The sequence below is a fragment of the Pseudomonas sp. WS 5532 genome (assembly GCF_012985445.1).
GTDB classification, from domain to species: Bacteria; Pseudomonadota; Gammaproteobacteria; order Pseudomonadales; family Pseudomonadaceae; genus Aquipseudomonas; species Aquipseudomonas edaphica.
The window spans coordinates 1-16,444 of the sequence record NZ_JAAQWK010000036.1 but is presented as its reverse complement, the minus strand read 5'-3'; the positions used below and the strand labels follow the sequence as shown (position 1 = coordinate 16,444).

The following is a 16,444-nucleotide window of genomic DNA, read 5'->3' as shown; positions in this document are numbered from 1 at the left end:
GGTTAGCCTCGGGTAGGAACAAGAAAACGCATCCAGCGACGTTCGGCCAGTCGGAACAGGCCCACCAGTGCAAAGGACAGCAGCATGTAGAGCAGGGCGGCGATGCCGAAAGCCTGGAACGTCAGGAACGTCTCGGCGTTGGCGTCGCGGGCGACCTTGAGGATATCGGCGACGGTGGCGGTAAAGGCCAGCGAGGTAGCGTGCAACATCAGGATCATTTCATTGCTGTAGGCTGGCAGCGCACGGCGCAGCGCGGCGGGCACCACCACAAACAGGTTGAGGCGCCAGCCGTGCAGGCCATAGGCACGCGCGGCTTCGATTTCGCCGTGGGGAATGTTGCGGATCGCCCCGGCGAAGATTTCCACGGTGTAGGCGCAGGTGTTGAGCACAAACGCCAGCAACGTGCAGTTGAGCGCATTACGGAAAAACTGATTAAGCAGCGCGTTGTCCTGCACCACTTCCAGGCTGTAAAGCCCGGTGTAGCAAATCAGCAATTGGATATATAGCGGCGTGCCACGAAACAGATAGGTGTAGACCTCCACCGGCCAGCGCAGCCAGACGTGCTGCGAGACGCGTGCCAGCGCCAGCGGGATCGACAGCACAAGACCTGCGACCACCGAGATGATAAACAGCCACAACGTCATGGCGACTCCGGACAACCCTGTGCCATCGCTGAACAGGTAGGCCAGGCCGTATTGCTGGAACAGTTCGATCATCGCGCCATCCCCTTGATGCCGAGGTTGTAGCGCCGTTCGAGGCGCTTGAAGATGCGGTTGGAGAGGGTGGTGATCACCAGGTACACCAGGCCCGCGAGGATCAGGAAGTACAGTGGCTCATTGGTGGTCTTGCCCGCGTTTTGCGCAGCCTTGACCAGGTCCGACAGGCCGATGATCGACACCAGCGCCGTGGACTTGAGCAGCACCAGCCAGTTGTTGCCCAGGCCCGGCAGGGCAAAGCGCATCAGTTGCGGGAACAGCACCAGGTGAAAGCGCTGCCAGCGGCTCAGGCCGTAGGCGGTGGCGGCTTCCAGTTGCCCGGCCGGCACACTGAGAATGGCGCCGCGAAAGTTTTCGGTGAAATACGCGCCGTAGATAAACCCCAGGGTGATCACCCCGGCGGTAAACGGATCGATTTCAAAGTAATCCCAGCCGAACACTTCGCTCAGGTCGTTGAGCCACAGTTGCAGGCTGTAGAAAATCAGCAGGATCAGCACCAGGTCCGGCACGCTGCGTATCAGCGTGGTGTACAGGGTGGCGGGCACGCGCAGCCATTTGGCGCTCGAAAGCTTGGCGCCGGCGGCGATCAGGCCCAGGGCGAGGCTCAGGGTCAGCGCCAGCAACGCCAGCTTGAGCGTCATCCAGGCACCCTGGGCCAGCATCGGGCCGTAGCCTTGCAGGTTGAGGAGTTCGTTCATTGAGGGGGTCTCAAATGGGCGTAGATATACCCCTGTGGGAGCGGGCTTTTGTGGCGAGGGAGCTTGCTCCCGTTCGACAGCGCAGCTGGCGCCGGCTTTTTTTGGAGCGCTTCGCACTCCAGCGCAAGCAAGCTTGCTCGCCACAAAAGCCAGCTCCCACAGGGGCCGAGGTGGGCCTATTCGTTGTAGATATCCTGATCGCCGAAGTACTTCTTCTGGATCTGTGCGTAGGTGCCATCGGCCTGCACGGCGGCGATGCCCTTATTGATCAGCGCACGCAGTTCGGCGTCGTTCTTGCGCAAGCCCATGGCGATATCCAGCGGCAAGGTCGGGTCCTTGAAGGCCGGGCCGGTCTTGTAGTCGGCGCCTTCAGGCTTGGACAGGAAGTTGAGCTGGGCTTCGAGCTTGTCGGTCAGGGTGGCGTCGAGGCGGCCGTTTTGCAGGTCGGCGTAGTTCTGCTCCTGGGACTGGTACGCCTTGATCTGCGCGCCGAGCCTGGCCAGGTGCGCACGTGCATAGGCTTCCTGCAGTGAACCTTGCAGCACGCCCACCTGCTTGCCTTTGAGCGACTCCGGCGTGTCGCCGAACTCGGCGTTTTTACGGGTGATCACCGAGGTGGGGCTGAGGAACAGGCGGTCGCTGAAGTCGATGACTTTTTCGCGAGCCGGTGTGACCGCCATGGACGACATGATCGCGTCGAACTTGCGCGCGCGCAGGGCCGGGATCATGCCGTCGAATTCGTTGTGCACCCAGGTGCATTTGACTTCGAGCTTGGCGCAGATGGCGTTGCCCAACTCGATATCAAAACCTTGCAGGCTGCCGTCGGCGGCGACGGACTCAAAGGGCGGGTATTCGGGGAACACGCCGAAGCGGATTTCTTTCCAGTCCTGGGCGTGGGCGGCGCTGGCGCACAGTGGCAACAGCAACGCGGCGAAGAGTGATCGCAATGGAGTCATGTGACAGTCCCTATATTTTGTAATTGATGTAAGGGCGGTGAATAGCTGGGAGCAGAGAATGCTTCATGGTGGTGCGTTTTTTGTGTCGTTTACCCCGTGCATAAAGCGCAAATTGCGCTGTTAAAAAGCGCAATGCAGCGGAATCGGCTGCGGCACGCGCAAAATCGGCTTTTAACTGATGTAAATCCGGCCTGCCTTGGGCGCAAAGCGGCAGGCCAGAGCGGTTTCAGGCGCGCTTTTTGTGCTGTACGCGTGGCTGTTGGGCCAGGCGTGCAAACAGGTCTTTCGGGTCGGCGAGGTCCGGCACCAGCTCAAGTGTGCTGCCCACATCCAGCGCCTTGGCCACGTCCAGCACGTAGCGAAGAGCCGAGTAGTCTTCGATGGCAAAGCCCACCGAGTCGAACAGCGTGACTTGGCGCGCGTTCTCGCGGCCGGGCTGCTGGCCATTGATCACTTGCCACAGCTCGGTCACCGGCGAATCTTCCGGCATGTGCTGGATTTCACCTTCGATACGGCTTTGCGGTTCGTACTCTACGATCACCCGGGCGCGCTCGACGATGCGGCGGTCCAGCTCGGTTTTGCCGGGGCAGTCGCCACCCACGGCATTCAGATGCATGCCGGGCTCGATCATGTCGTCGGTGAGGATGGTGGCGTAAGCCTTGTCGGCCGTGACGGTGGTGACGATGTCCGCGCCTTTGACCGCTTCGGCCACGCTGGCGGCCAGGATCACCTTGATCGCCGGGAACGCCTTGAGGTTGGCCGCCAGCTTGGCAGTGGCCTTGGCGTCGATATCGAACAGGCGGATTTCGGTGATACCGAGCATGGCGTGGAAGGCCAGGGCCTGGAACTCGCTTTGCGAGCCGTTGCCGATCAACGCCATGCTGCGGCTGTTGTCGCGCGCCAGGTAGCGGGCTACCAGGGCAGAGGTGGCCGCGGTGCGGATCGCGGTGGTCAGGGTCATTTCGGCCAGCAGCACCGGCTTGCCGGTGTCGACATCGCCCAGGGCGCCAAAGGCCATCACTGTGAGCATGCCGGCCAGGGTGTTCTTCGGGTGGCCGTTCACGTACTTGAAGGCGTACAGCGAGGCGTCGGACACCGGCATCAGCTCGATCACGCCGTCCGGCGAATGGTTGGCCAGGCGCGCGCACTTTTCGAAGTCCTGCCAGCGCAGGTAGTCGGCGCGGATGTATTCGGCCATTTCGCTGATGCAGGTTTGCAGGCCTTTTTGTGAAACCAGGTAGCTGAGGTCGTTGACGTCGATATAACGGGTCATGGCAAGACTCCTTATTGAAATGAGGCGCGGGCGGGCAGGTGCACTTCCGCCAGCATGCAGCGGGCACTGCCGCCGCCGATGCGTTCGATGTTGTCGATGTTCACCACCACCGGGCGGGTGTGGCGTTCTACATGCGTGCGCTGGGCCGGGTGCAGGGCGCTCCAGGCGCTGGCCGACATCACCAGCAGCGGCTGGCCGTCACGGTCGTGGACTTCAAGCATGTTGCCGGCGAAGGCTTCGAGCTGGTCGAAGTCGAGGGCAAGGATGTCTTTGCCGGTGTCGCGCAGCGAGCGCTCCAGGGCCTGGCGTTCGCTGGCATCGGGCAGGGCTTGCAGGCACACCACCGAGAGGTCGCGGCCGACACTCATCATCACGTTGCTGTGGTAGATCGGCGCGTGGTGGCGGTCGACGGCGTGGAAGACGCAGAGTTGGTAGTCGAGGCGTTCGGCGAACTGGCGCAAGGCGTCTTGGTGGGTACGCCCGGAGTGGCAGGCATAGCTGATACGGTGCTGGCGGTCGAGCACCATGCTGCCGGTGCCTTCGAGGAAGATGTTCTGTTGTTCGAGGGGGCTGAGGTCGATGGTGCTACGGATCGCAAAACGCTGCTCCAGCACTTGCAGCACACCTTTGTTGCGCTCCAGTCGTCGGTTCTGGCCTTCCATCGGGTACAGCACCAGGCTGCCATCGGCGTGGCTGCTCCACCAGTTGTTGGGGAAGATCGAGTCGGGCGTGTGGGGCGCCGGGGTGTCTTGCACCACCAGCACCTCTACGCCATGTTGGCGCAGGGTATCGACATAGCCGTCGAACTCCTGCAGCGCTTTTTGCTGCGCGCTCAGCGGGTCAAGTGGCTGGCGTTGGAAGTGGTTGTTGATCGCGGTATCCGGGTTGAAGGCAAAGCGCGCCGGGCGAATCATCAAGACAGTGTTGGTGGTTTGCATGGGGGCACGAATCCATGGGGTGAGCAGTGGGGCTATTTTGTGCGCTGTGGCGGGTGAATCCCGGCTGATATAGCGGGGCGGCTCAGCCGGGAAAGCTGAAAAGTGGGGTAGGGCAGCCGAATCGGCTGGCGAGTTGAAATGCAATCAAACTGTTGGAGCTGGCTTGCCTGCGATGGCGGTCTGTCTGCGCCAGATGCGCTGACTGACAGACCGCTATCGCAGGCAAGCCAGCTCCCACATTAGTATGGTGGCGGTCGCGAAACCCGAGCCAGGAAGGAGAATGCATGTCTACCGCTGTTCGTCTTGCCCAACCCACCGATGCCGAGGGCATCAGCCAGGTCATCCTGGCAGCCTTGCACAGCAGCAATGCGCGGGACTACCCGGCAGATGTGATTGCTCGGGTTGCCAGCAACTTCACACCCGACGCCGTGCTGGCCTTGCTCCAGCGCCGGGTGGTGCTGGTGGCGACCCAGGATCAGATGATCGTCGCCACCGCCGCCCTTGATGGCAATGTGGTGCGCTCGGTATTCGTCAACCCGGCGTTGCAAGGGCAGGGCATTGGCCGGCTGCTGATGATCGAGATTGAGCTGCGGGCCGTTGAAGCCGGGGTGACGGTCCTGAGCGTGCCGTCATCGCTGACGGCCGAGCCGTTTTATACCAAGCTGGGCTTTCACACGGTACGCGACGTTTACCATGGCAATGAGCGCACGCTCGTGATGGAGAAGGCCTTGTTATCGCGCCATCCCATCGGGCCATATCGCGATCGTCCGCACCGATCCCAGGTGGTGGCGCTTTGGCAGCAGGCGTTTGGCTATGACACCGCGCACAACCTGCCAAGCCTGGCAATCGACAAAAAGCTGGCGGTAAACGATGGGTTGTTCTTTGTGGCGACGGATAAAAAGGCCGTGATCGGCACTATTCTGGCCGGCTATGACGGGCATCGCGGCTGGTTGTATTCGGTGGCGGTGCACCGCGATTATCGTCGGCAGGGCCTGGGTGCTTCGCTGGTGCGCTATGCCGAGCAGGCGTTGACTGCGTTGGGTTGCATGAAAATCAACCTGCAGATTACGGGCGGCAATGACGCGGTGGTGGGGTTCTACGAGGCGTTGGGGTATGGGGTGGAGCCGAGGATCAGCATGGGCAAGAAGATTGCGGTGAATATTCCCAAGGACGTGTGAGCACACCGAAATCAAATGTGGGAGCTGGCAAGCCCACTCCCACATTGGGTTTTGCGTTTTTTGGGGTTAGACCTTGACGATCCAACCCTCTGGCGCTTCAACGTCGCCGGTCTGCACGCCGGTCAGTTCTTTGTAGAGCGCCTGGGTGATCGGGCCCACTTCGGTTTCGCTGTGGAACACGTGCAGCTTGCCGTCGTACTGGATGCCGCCGATTGGCGAGATCACGGCAGCGGTGCCGCAGGCGCCGGCTTCCTTGAACTGGTCCAGTTTGTCGATGAACACGTCGCCCTCGACCACTTTCAGGCCCAGGCGGGTCTCGGCCAGTTCGATCAGCGACAGGCGGGTGATGCCTGGCAGCACCGAAGGCGACTTCGGCGTGATGAACTGGTTGTCGCGGGTGATACCAAAGAAGTTGGCCGAACCGACTTCCTCGATTTTCGAGTGGGTCATCGGGTCCAGGTAGATCGCGTCGGCGAAACCGGATTTCCTTGCTTCAGCGCCCGGCATCAGGCTGGCGGCATAGTTGCCACCGACCTTGGCGGCGCCGGTGCCCTGTGGCGCAGCGCGGTCGAACGTGGAGATCTGGAAATTGTGTGGCACCAGGCCGCCCTTGAAGTAGGCGCCGACCGGGATGGCGAATACCGAGAAGATAAACTCCGGTGCGCTACGCACGCCGATGTTTTCACCGGTGCCGATCACGAACGGGCGCAGGTACAGCGCGCCGCCACTGCCGTACGGCGGGATGAACCGCTCGTTGGCCTTGACCACTTGTTTGCAGGCTTCGATGAAGTCTTCGGTGGTCACATGCGGCATCAGCAAGCGTGCGCAGCTGCGTTGCATACGGGCGGCGTTCTGGTCCGGACGGAACAGGTTGATCGAGCCGTCCTTGCAGCGGTAGGCCTTGAGGCCTTCAAAGCACTGCTGGCCATAGTGCAGGGCGGTGGAACCCTCGCTGATGTGCAGCACGTTGTCGTCGGTCAGGGTGCCCGCTTGCCACTCGCCGTTTTTCCAGGTTTGGAGAAACCGTTTGTCGGTCTTGATGTAGTCAAAACCCAGCTTGTCCCAATTGATGCTTTCGTTACCCATGACACCCTCTATCTCTGGTCAACCGCCTGGTCGAAGGCAGGCTTGTCGGTTTTTTACTGGATGGGCGCAACAATACTTCATTCTTGGCCGGTGTGGGAGCAGGTGGGCGGACCATTGAGCGTGTGTATTGGCTGATACACCGCTATCGCAGGCAAGCCAGCTCCCACATTTGGAATACATTGCCCTGTGGGAGCTGGCTTGCCTGCGATGGCCTACAGGTGCAGCGCGTGCCCCAATGCTCTTAAAGCCGCTTCCTGAACCGCTTCGCCGAGGGTCGGATGCGCATGGATCGTGCCCGCCACATCTTCCAGGCGCGAACCCATCTCCAGGCACAGGCCAAAGGCCGTAGACAGCTCGGACACACCAACCCCCACCGCCTGCCAGCCGACAATCAGGTGGTTGTCACGCCGCGCGACCACGCGCACAAAGCCGGTTTTAGACTCCAGGGTCATCGCCCGGCCATTGGCCGCAAACGGGAAGCTCGACACGATGCAGTCGAGGCCAGCCGCCTTGGCTTCGTCCGGGGTCTTGCCGACCACCACCAGTTCCGGGTCGGTGAAGCACACCGCCGGGATGGCGGCCGGGTTGAATTCGCGGTGTTTGCCGCTGATCAGTTCGGCGACCATCTCGCCCTGGGCCATGGCCCGGTGCGCCAGCATCGGCTCACCGCTCAGGTCGCCGATGGCGTACACATTGCGCATGCTGGTCTGGCAACGGTTGTCGATCTTGATCGCCGCGCCGTTCATCGCCAGGTTCAGCGCTTCGAGGTTCCAGCCCTGGGTGTTGGGTTTGCGGCCCACGGCCACCAGCACCTGATCGGTTTGCAGCGACAGCGTGTCGCCGTTCGGGTCACGTACCTGCAGGCTGTTGTTTTCGAAACCGGTGACGCTGTGGCTGAGGTACAGCTTGACCCCCAACTGCTTGAGCGATTCGGCCACCGGCAGCGTCAGTTCGCCATCGTAGGCCGGCAGGATACGCTCCTGTGCCTCGACCACACTGACCTCGGCGCCGAGCTTGCGATAGGCAATGCCCAGCTCCAGGCCGATATAGCCGCCGCCCACCACAATCAGGCGCTTGGGCACGCGGGTCGGCGCCAGTGCTTCGGTTGACGAGATGATCGGCCCGCCAATCGGCAGCATCGGCAGGTTGACGCTTTTCGAGCCGGTGGCCAGCAGCAGGTGCTCGCACTGAATGCGCTGGTCGCCGACGTCGACGGTCTTGCCGTCCACCACCTTGGCCCAGCCGTGGATCACCTGCACTTTATGCTTCTTGAGCAAGGCGGCCACGCCGGTGGTCAGGCGATCAACAATGCCGTCTTTCCATTCCACGCTCTTGCGGATGTCCAGGGTCGGCACATCCACTTCAATACCCAACTGCGAACCCTGGCTGTGGTGCACGGTTTGCTGGAACTGCTCGGCCACGTGGATCAGGGCTTTGGAGGGAATGCAGCCGATGTTCAGGCACGTGCCGCCGAGCGCCTGGCCCTCGACCAGAATGGTCGGGATGCCCAGCTGGCCGGCGCGGATCGCCGCCACATAACCGCCGGGGCCGCCGCCGATAATCAGCAGCGTGGTGTTCAATGTCTGAGGCATGCCTTACTCCAAAAACAGGCTGGCGGGTTGTTCGAGCAGGCCACGAATGGCCTGGATGAATTGCGCCGCGTCCATGCCGTCGACCACACGGTGATCGAAGGAGCTGGAGAGGTTCATCATCTTGCGCACCACGATCTGGCCTTTGATTACCATCGGCCGTTCAACGATGCGGTTGACGCCGACAATGGCGACTTCCGGCAGGTTCAGCACCGGCGTGCTGACAATGCCGCCCAACGCGCCGAGGCTGGTCAGGGTGATGGTCGAGCCCGACAGTTCATCACGACTGGCCTTGCCATTGCGCGCGGCGCTGGCCAAACGCGCAATTTCCTCGGCATTGCCCCACAGGCTGCGGGCTTCGGCGTGACGTACCACCGGCACCATCAGGCCCACATCGCTTTGGGTAGCGACGCCCACATGCACCGCGCCCAGGCGGGTGATGACTTGGGCTTCGTCGTCGTAGCGTGCGTTGATCTGCGGGAAGTCGCGCAACGCCACGACCATGGCGCGCACGATAAACGGCAGCAAGGTCAATTTGCCGCGGGTGGCGCCGTGCTTCTCATTAAGGTGCACGCGCAGCTCGTCCAGCGCCGTGACGTCGATTTCTTCCACGTAGCTGAAATGCGCGGCGCGGCGGGTGGCGTCCTGCATGCGCTGGGCGATCTTGCGGCGCATGCCGATCACCGGGATCTGTTCTTCGCTGTTGCGTTCGGCGTAAGGGTTGGCGGTTGCCGAAGCCTGGGTTGCACCTTGTTGCAGGTAAGCGTCCAGATCTTCGTGCAGCACCCGACCTGCCGGGCCGCTGCCCTGCACCAGACGCAGCTGAATGCCGGCATCCAGCGCGTGTTTGCGCACGGCAGGCGAAGCTAACGGGCGTTCGTTCGCGTCACGCGCAACCGGTGCCGCAGCAGGTTTGGCAACTGGCTTTGCTTCAGCCACAGGCGCAGGCGCTGGCTTGGCTTCAACCACCGGCGCTGGCGCAGCTTTCACCGGCTCAGCCACCACCGGCGCATCCTTGGCATTCCCGGCGCCTTCGACTTCAATGCTGATCAAAATACTGCCCACCGCCATGACTTCGCCGGGCTCGCCGCCCAGAGAAATCACTTTGCCGTGCACCGGCGAGGGAATGTCCACCATCGCCTTGTCGGTCATCACATCCGCCAGCACCTGGTCTTCAACCACCAGGTCGCCGACTTTTACATGCCATACCGACAGTTCAACTTCTGCAATGCCTTCGCCAATGTCCGGCATCTTGATAACGTGCGTGCCCATTCAGACCTCCATGACCCGTTTCAACGCCGCGCCCACGCGGGACGGCCCTGGGAAATACGCCCACTCTTGCGCGTGCGGGTAGGGCGTGTCCCAACCGGTGACGCGTTCGATCGGCGCTTCCAGGTGATGGAAGCAATGCTCTTGCACCAGCGACACCAGTTCGGCACCAAAGCCGCAGGTGCGGGTGGCTTCATGCACCACCACGCAACGGCCGGTCTTTTTCACCGAGTTGACGATGGTTTCCAGGTCCAGCGGCCACAGGCTGCGCAGGTCGATGACCTCGGCGTCGATGCCGGTTTCTTCGGCGGCGACTTGCGACACGTATACGGTGGTGCCGTAGGTCAGCACCGTCACCGCCGAGCCCGGGCGCACGATGGCGGCCACGTCCAGCGGCACGGTGTAGTAACCGTCCGGCACTTGCGCTTGCGGGTGTTTGGACCAGGGTGTGACCGGGCGATCGTGATGGCCATCGAACGGGCCGTTGTACAGGCGCTTAGGCTCGAGGAAGATCACCGGGTCGTCGTTTTCGATCGAGGCGATCAACAGACCCTTGGCGTCATACGGGTTGGACGGCATCACCGTGCGCAGGCCGCAGACCTGGGTGAACACCGCTTCAATACTCTGGCTGTGGGTCTGGCCGCCGTAGATGCCGCCGCCGCACGGCATGCGCATGGTCAAGGGTGCGGTGAACTGGCCGGCCGAGCGATAACGCAGGCGGGCGGCTTCGGAGATGATCTGGTCGGTGGCCGGGTACACGTAGTCAGCGAATTGAATCTCGGCGACCGGGCGCAGGCCGTAGGCCCCCATGCCCACGGCAACGCCGACGATGCCGCTTTCGGAGATCGGCGCGTCAAACACCCGCGAGCTGCCGTACTTGTTCTGCAAACCTTCGGTGCAACGGAATACGCCGCCGAAGTAGCCGACGTCCTGGCCGAACACCACCACGTTATCGTCACGCTCAAGCATCACATCCATGGCCGAGCGCAGGGCCTGGATCATGGTCATGGTGGTGGTGGTCATGGCGGTTTCCAATTCGATGCTGTTGTTGTGATCGTTCATGTCAGACCCCCAACTCTTGACGCTGGCGCTTCAAGTGCTCCGGCATCTCTTTATAAACGTCTTCGAACATGGTCGCGGCGCTTGGAATCTGGCCGCCGGCCAGGGTGCCGTACTGTTCGGCTTCTTTCTGCGCCTTGACCACTTCGGCCTCAAGCTCGGCACTGACTGCCGTGTGCTCTTCTTCGGACCACTGGCCAATCTTGATCAGGTGCTGCTTGAGGCGCGCAATCGGGTCGCCGAGCGGGAAGTGGCTCCAGTCATCGGCTGGGCGGTATTTGGACGGATCGTCCGAGGTGGAGTGCGGGCCGGCGCGGTAGGTGACCCACTCGATGAGGGTTGGCCCAAGGTTGCGGCGCGCACGCTCGGCGGCCCAGGCAGACGCTGCATACACGGCGATAAAGTCGTTGCCGTCCACACGCAGGGAGGCGATGCCGCAACCCACGCCGCGTCCGGCGAAGGTGGTGGCTTCACCGCCGGCGATAGCCTGGAAGGTGGAGATGGCCCACTGGTTGTTGACCACGTTGAGAATCACCGGCGCGCGGTAAACGTGGGCGAAGGTGAGGGCGGTGTGGAAGTCCGATTCGGCGGTGGCGCCGTCGCCGATCCAGGCCGAGGCAATCTTGGTGTCGCCCTTGATCGCCGAGGCCATGCCCCAGCCCACGCCTTGCACGAATTGGGTGGCGAGGTTGCCGGAAATGGTGAAGAAACCGGCGTCCTTGACCGAATACATGATTGGCAACTGACGGCCCTTGAGCGGGTCGCGCTCGTTGGACAGCAGTTGGCAGATCAGGTCCACCAGCGGCACTTCGCGGGCCATCAGGATGCTTTGCTGGCGGTAGGTGGGGAAGCACATGTCGTCGATATTCAAGGCCAGGGCCTGGGCGCTGCCGATGGCTTCTTCGCCAAGGCTTTGCATGTAGAACGACATTTTTTTCTGACGCTGTGCGACCACCATGCGGTTGTCGAAGATGCGCGTCTTGAGCATGGCGCGCATGCCTTTACGCATGATCTCGGCGGATACCCCTTCAGCCCACGGGCCAAGAGCCTGGCCCTGGTCGTCAAGCACGCGGATCAGGCCCTTGGCCAGGTCAGCGGTGTCGGCGGGTTCTACGTCGATGGCGGGTTTGCGCACCGTACCTGCGTCAGTCAGGCGCAGGTAGGTAAAGTCGGTCTTGCAGCCTGGGCGGCCCGAGGGTTCGGGAACGTGCAGGCGCAGTGGTGCATACGGCTGGTTCATGGCTTTCTACGCTCGATCTTGTGAATTTCTTGTAGTGGGCGCGCTAGCTGACAGTCAGTCTCCGGATAGGAGAAATCTTGTCCTACAAACATCATAGGCGTGGCGTAGAAGAATATTTATCTGTGTTTCATTGCGCTCAAGACCATTTGCGGATAAAAAAACTGCATAAACATAATAAACAGGTGATTTTGTCTCATGCGCAAACTGGACCGTACCGATATCGGCATTCTCAATGCCCTGCAGGAGAACGCCCGCATTACCAACGCCGACCTGGCCCGTTCGGTCAACCTGTCGCCCACGCCATGCTTTAACCGGGTGAAGGCCATGGAGGAATTGGGGCTTATCCGTGATCAGGTCACGTTGCTGGACGCCGATCTGCTGGGGCTGCACGTGAATGTGTTCATTCATGTGAGCCTGGAAAAGCAGAATGAACTGGCATTGCAGCAGTTCGAAGGCGCGATTTCTGACCGGCCGGAAGTGATGGAGTGTTACCTGATGGCGGGCGACCCGGATTATCTGATCCGGGTGCTGGTGCCGACGATCCAGTCGCTGGAGCGTTTCATGATGGACTTTCTGACCAAGGTGCCGGGCGTGGCCAATATTCGCTCGAGCTTTGCGCTCAAGCAGGTGCGCTACAAGACCGCGCTGCCGTTGCCGGCTAATGGCATCAGCCTGGGTTCCTGACACAACACAGGACAATTGTGGGAGCTGGCTTGCCTGCGATAGCGGTGGGCCAGTTGACACACGGGTTACTGATGCATCGCTATCGCAGGCAAGCCAGCTCCCACAAAGGAATCGGCGCTTTTTACAGTTGGTTAAGCGGAATCTTCAGATACGTCACCCCGTTTGCTTCCGCCGGCGGCATATTCCCCGCCCGCACATTCACCTGAATCGCCGGCAGCAATAGCGTCGGCATTCCCAACCCGGCATCACGCTGGGTGCGCATCTCTACAAACGCCGCCTCATCCACCCCGTCATGCACATGAATATTGCCCGCGCGCTGCTCGGCGACCGTGGTCAGGCACTTGGCCTCGCGGCTTTCAGGCGGGTAGTCATGGCACACGTACAGTTCAGTCTCCAATGGAAAGGCCAGCAGCTTGCGCATCGACGCATACAACTGTCGCGCGTCACCACCAGGGAAGTCGCAACGCGCGGTGCCTACATCCGGCATGAACAGCGTGTCGCCTACCAGAATCAAACGACCGTCGATCAGGTACGCCATGTCGGCCGGGGTGTGGCCAGGCACATGCAGCGCCTGGGCCTTCAAGTTGCCGATATGAAAGATTTCATCCGGCGCAAACAGGTGGTCGAACTGCGAGCCATCGACGCGGAATTCCGGCTCCAGGTTGAACAGGCTCTTGAAGACATCCTGGACCTTACTGATGGATTGGCCGATGGCGATTTTGCCGCCGAGCGTGCGGCGCAGGTAAGGCGCAGCGGACAAGTGATCGGCATGCGCATGGGTTTCCAGCAGCCACTGCACCTGCAAGCCGTGTTCACGCACGAACGCGATGACTTTATCGGCTTGGTTGGTTTCAGTGCGCCCGGACGCGGGGTCGTAATTGAGTACCGAATCGGCGATGGCGCAGGGGCCGCCATCGTGTTCATAAATGACGTAGGTGAAGGTCGACGATGCCTCGTCCAGAAAGGCTTGAATCAACGCTGGCATGGCGGCGGTCCCCGGAAGCGAAAAAAGTGGTTACAATCAGTTTACGTTTACACATAATGTTTTGAGCTTAAGTGACATAAAGGACCCGAGGCAAATGGAATCTACTCTGAGTGAGGGCGAAGTCGCCCAGTTGCGCGCATCGGCGTCCAAGGCGTGCTCCTTGCTCAAGGCACTGGCCAATGAGGACCGCCTGTTGATCCTGTGCCAGTTGACCCAGGGCGAGCGCAACGTCGGCGAGCTGGAAACCATGACCGGCGTGCGTCAGCCCACACTGTCACAACAGTTGGGCATTTTGCGTGACGAAGGGTTGGTCGCCACCCGTCGGGAAGGTAAATACATTTTCTACGGGCTGGCCAGCCACGAAGTGATTCAAGTGATGAAGACCTTGTCCGGCTTGTACTGCGGCGCGGTCATAAAAAGCTGGGCGTGACGCCATACGGCAGCGACCCTTGTGTGCATTGACGATAAAAGGCAAAAGACCATGACCGAGCAACACTGGGGACCGACCATCAGTGGCGACATCGTAGTCATCGGCGGCGGCTCGGCAGGCATCGGCCTGCTGGCCAGCCTGCTCAAACGCGACCCGCAGCTGAACATCACCCTCATCGAACCTAACGACTACCACTGCTATCAGCCGGCCTGGACGCTGGTCGGTGGCGGCGCCTACGACCTGAAAAAGACCCGACGGCCGTTGGCCGACGTACTGCCCAATGGCGTCGCCTGGGTGCAGGCCGCTGTCGCCGAGTTGCTGCCCGACGAGCAAACCCTGGTGCTCGACAACGGCCAGCGCGTGAGCTGGAACAACCTGATCGTGTGCCCCGGCCTGCGCCTGGCCTGGGAAAAAATCGACGGCCTGGAACAGACCCTTGGGCAGAACGGCGTGACCTCCAACTACAGCTACGAGCACGCGGCCTACACCTGGCAGCTTGTGCAGCAGTTGCAAGGCGGCAAGGCGATCTTTACCCAGCCGGCCATGCCGATCAAATGTGCAGGCGCGCCGCAAAAAGCCATGTATCTGTCCTGCGATCACTGGCTCAAGCAGGGTAACCTGAAAAACATCGACGTCGAATTCAACCTGGCCGGCGCCGCGCTGTTTGGCGTGGCGACCTTTGTGCCGCCATTGATGAAGTACGTGGAGAAATACAACGCCCGCCTGGCGTTCAATGCCAACCTGGTCAAAGTCGATGGCCCGGCGCGCAAAGCCTGGTTTGAAGTCAAAGACGCCGAAGGCAAGGCCACCGTCGAAGAAAAATCCTTCGATCTGTTGCACGTGGTCCCGCCGCAGGTTGCCCCGGATTTTATCCGCCAGAGCCCGTTGGCCGACCCCGCCGGTTGGTGTGAGGTGAACCCGCACAGCCTGCAACACCTGCGCTACCCGCATATCTTCGGCCTCGGCGATGTGTGCGGCACCACCAACGCCAAGACCGCAGCCGCCGTGCGCAAGCAGATCGTGGTGGTGGCCGAAAACCTGCTGGCCCTGCGCAAACAGGCGCCGCTGCCGCTCAAGTACGACGGCTATGGTTCCTGCCCGTTGACGGTGGAGAAGGGCAAGGTGGTGCTGGCCGAGTTCGGCTATGGCGGCAAGCTGCTGCCGACCTTCCCGCTGGACCCGACCCAGGCACGTCGCTCGATGTGGTTCCTCAAGGCCACGCTGCTGCCGTGGTTCTACTGGAACGGCATGCTCAAGGGCCGCGAGTGGCTGACCCGCCTGAGCAAGGTGGATTAAATGCTGCTGGCAAGTCTGTTGGGTTTATTGATGGGCCTGGTCATGGGCCTGACCGGCGCGGGCGGTGGCATCCTCGGAGTGCCGGCGTTGGTGCTGGGGCTGGGCTTGACCATGACCCAGGCAGCCCCGGTGTCGTTGCTCGCCGTGGGCGCAGCGGCGGCGGTCGGCGCCATTGACGGGTTGCGCCATGGCCTGGTGCGTTACCGCGCCGCGTTATTGATCGCCTTGCTCGGTGCGCTGTTTTCGCCACTGGGTGTGTTTATTGCGCACCAGTTGCCCGAACACCTGCTGATGGGCCTGTTCAGCGCCTTGATGGTGCTGGTGGCGTGGCGCATGTTGCAACGCGAAAAGGTCGAGGCCGGGCCAAGCGACCATGGCGCCGCGTCCTGGGGCCAGAAAAACTGCATGCTCAACCAGCAGACCGGGCGCCTGGCCTGGACTGCCAAATGCAGTGCCACTCTGGCCGCGTTGGGTGCGGTAACTGGCGCGGTATCGGGCTTGCTTGGCGTGGGTGGTGGCTTCCTGATCGTGCCGGCGTTCAAGCAACTGACCGATGTGCAGATGCGCGGGATTGTCGCCACCTCTTTGATGGTGATCAGCCTGATTTCGCTGATCGGCGTGGCTGGGTCGATGCAGGCCGGTGTGAGCATTGAGCCGATGGGCTGGGTGTTTATCGGTGCGAGTATTGTCGGCATGTTGGCTGGTCGGCGTTTGTGTTCGGTGATCCCGGCGCGGGCGTTGCAGGTGGGGTTTGCCAGTCTGTGTGTGGTGGTGGCTGCGGGGATGCTGGTCAAGGCTGCGCTTTGATGCTGATGTGCAACACAATTTACATGTGGGAGCTGGGTTGCCTGCGATGGCGGTCTTTTGGTGGTGTACATATCCGTTGCTGCGGTAACGGCTGAGTAGGGTTCCGCTCTTACAGCCATGCCTTTCAAGGTCTATGTTTAAGAGTCCGTTTAACGTCATGTTTAGGCCTGTTTATCCGCCTTGGCAGCCTTAAGCACCCGAGCTGTTGAGACATGCGCCCGTGCCGCCTTACCTTCCAGC

Annotated in this window: 16 protein-coding genes; 5 read left to right on the top strand and 11 right to left on the bottom strand. The window is 61.5% G+C overall.

The features are described 5' to 3' along the window. Positions 1-2 precede the first annotated feature (2 nt). From HBO23_RS32375 to HBO23_RS32355, 5 genes are all read right to left on the bottom strand, one after another. Positions 3-716: an ABC transporter permease gene (locus HBO23_RS32375; RefSeq protein WP_170040875.1), complete on the bottom strand. Its 714-nt coding sequence runs from the start codon at positions 714-716 to the stop codon at positions 3-5. Continuing rightward, on the bottom strand, positions 713-1,414 hold the full coding sequence (locus HBO23_RS32370; RefSeq protein WP_017136263.1) for an ABC transporter permease: 702 nt from the start codon (positions 1,412-1,414) through the stop codon (positions 713-715). The genes HBO23_RS32375 and HBO23_RS32370 overlap by 4 nt, the downstream gene beginning before the upstream one ends. Before the next feature lie 176 nt (positions 1,415-1,590). Further along, complete coding sequence (locus tag HBO23_RS32365; protein WP_169988128.1) at positions 1,591-2,370, bottom strand: ABC transporter substrate-binding protein; 780 nt, start codon at positions 2,368-2,370, stop codon at positions 1,591-1,593. Positions 2,371-2,596: 226 nt separating this feature from the next. Next, positions 2,597-3,643 (bottom strand): ornithine cyclodeaminase, encoded by a 1,047-nt coding sequence (locus HBO23_RS32360; protein ID WP_170040874.1) that lies wholly within the window; start codon positions 3,641-3,643, stop codon positions 2,597-2,599. 11 nt (positions 3,644-3,654) lie between these two features. After that, positions 3,655-4,581, bottom strand: coding sequence for an arginine deiminase-related protein (locus HBO23_RS32355; RefSeq protein ID WP_099549987.1), 927 nt, complete (start codon positions 4,579-4,581; stop codon positions 3,655-3,657). 284 nt (positions 4,582-4,865) lie between these two features. On the opposite strand from HBO23_RS32355, the gene HBO23_RS32350 reads away from it, so the two are divergent. Then, a complete protein-coding gene (locus HBO23_RS32350) occupies positions 4,866-5,759 on the top strand; it encodes a GNAT family acetyltransferase (protein ID WP_080593749.1) in 894 nt (297 codons plus the stop codon). A 66-nt stretch (positions 5,760-5,825) separates the two neighbouring features. On the opposite strand, the gene HBO23_RS32345 is transcribed toward HBO23_RS32350, so the two are convergent. From HBO23_RS32345 to HBO23_RS32325, 5 genes are all read right to left on the bottom strand, one after another. After that, a complete protein-coding gene (locus tag HBO23_RS32345) occupies positions 5,826-6,845 on the bottom strand; it encodes a branched-chain amino acid aminotransferase (protein ID WP_017136260.1) in 1,020 nt (339 codons plus the stop codon). Between the two features lie 212 nt (positions 6,846-7,057). Then, on the bottom strand, positions 7,058-8,437 hold the full coding sequence (gene lpdA / locus HBO23_RS32340; protein WP_017136259.1) for a dihydrolipoyl dehydrogenase: 1,380 nt from the start codon (positions 8,435-8,437) through the stop codon (positions 7,058-7,060). Positions 8,438-8,440: 3 nt separating this feature from the next. Beyond that, on the bottom strand, positions 8,441-9,706 hold the full coding sequence (locus tag HBO23_RS32335) for a dihydrolipoamide acetyltransferase family protein (RefSeq protein ID WP_169988133.1): 1,266 nt from the start codon (positions 9,704-9,706) through the stop codon (positions 8,441-8,443). Then, positions 9,707-10,765, bottom strand: a complete 1,059-nt coding sequence (locus tag HBO23_RS32330; RefSeq protein WP_138450567.1) for an alpha-ketoacid dehydrogenase subunit beta — start codon at positions 10,763-10,765, stop codon at positions 9,707-9,709. Between the two features lies 1 nt (position 10,766). Next, positions 10,767-12,002, bottom strand: coding sequence for a 3-methyl-2-oxobutanoate dehydrogenase (2-methylpropanoyl-transferring) subunit alpha (locus HBO23_RS32325; protein WP_017136256.1), 1,236 nt, complete (start codon positions 12,000-12,002; stop codon positions 10,767-10,769). Between the two features lie 195 nt (positions 12,003-12,197). Between HBO23_RS32325 and bkdR the strand changes: the two genes are divergently transcribed. Beyond that, the gene (gene bkdR, locus HBO23_RS32320) at positions 12,198-12,686 is read left to right on the top strand and encodes a Bkd operon transcriptional regulator BkdR (protein ID WP_017136255.1); all 489 of its coding nucleotides are present in this window, start codon (positions 12,198-12,200) and stop codon (positions 12,684-12,686) included. A 121-nt stretch (positions 12,687-12,807) separates the two neighbouring features. Here the strand turns inward: bkdR and HBO23_RS32315 are convergent, their stop codons facing one another. Then, positions 12,808-13,671, bottom strand: a complete 864-nt coding sequence (locus tag HBO23_RS32315) for an MBL fold metallo-hydrolase (protein ID WP_170040873.1) — start codon at positions 13,669-13,671, stop codon at positions 12,808-12,810. Positions 13,672-13,765: 94 nt separating this feature from the next. Between HBO23_RS32315 and HBO23_RS32310 the strand changes: the two genes are divergently transcribed. From HBO23_RS32310 to HBO23_RS32300, 3 genes are read left to right on the top strand one after another with little or no spacing between them, the layout of a single operon-like run. After that, positions 13,766-14,101, top strand: coding sequence for a metalloregulator ArsR/SmtB family transcription factor (locus HBO23_RS32310; protein ID WP_017136253.1), 336 nt, complete (start codon positions 13,766-13,768; stop codon positions 14,099-14,101). Positions 14,102-14,152: 51 nt separating this feature from the next. Continuing rightward, positions 14,153-15,397 carry an FAD/NAD(P)-binding oxidoreductase gene (locus HBO23_RS32305; RefSeq protein WP_170040872.1) on the top strand — a complete coding sequence of 415 codons (1,245 nt, stop codon included), beginning with the start codon at positions 14,153-14,155 and terminating at the stop codon, positions 15,395-15,397. Further along, positions 15,398-16,204, top strand: coding sequence for a sulfite exporter TauE/SafE family protein (locus HBO23_RS32300; protein WP_017136251.1), 807 nt, complete (start codon positions 15,398-15,400; stop codon positions 16,202-16,204). The last annotated feature ends 240 nt before the right edge of the window (positions 16,205-16,444 follow it).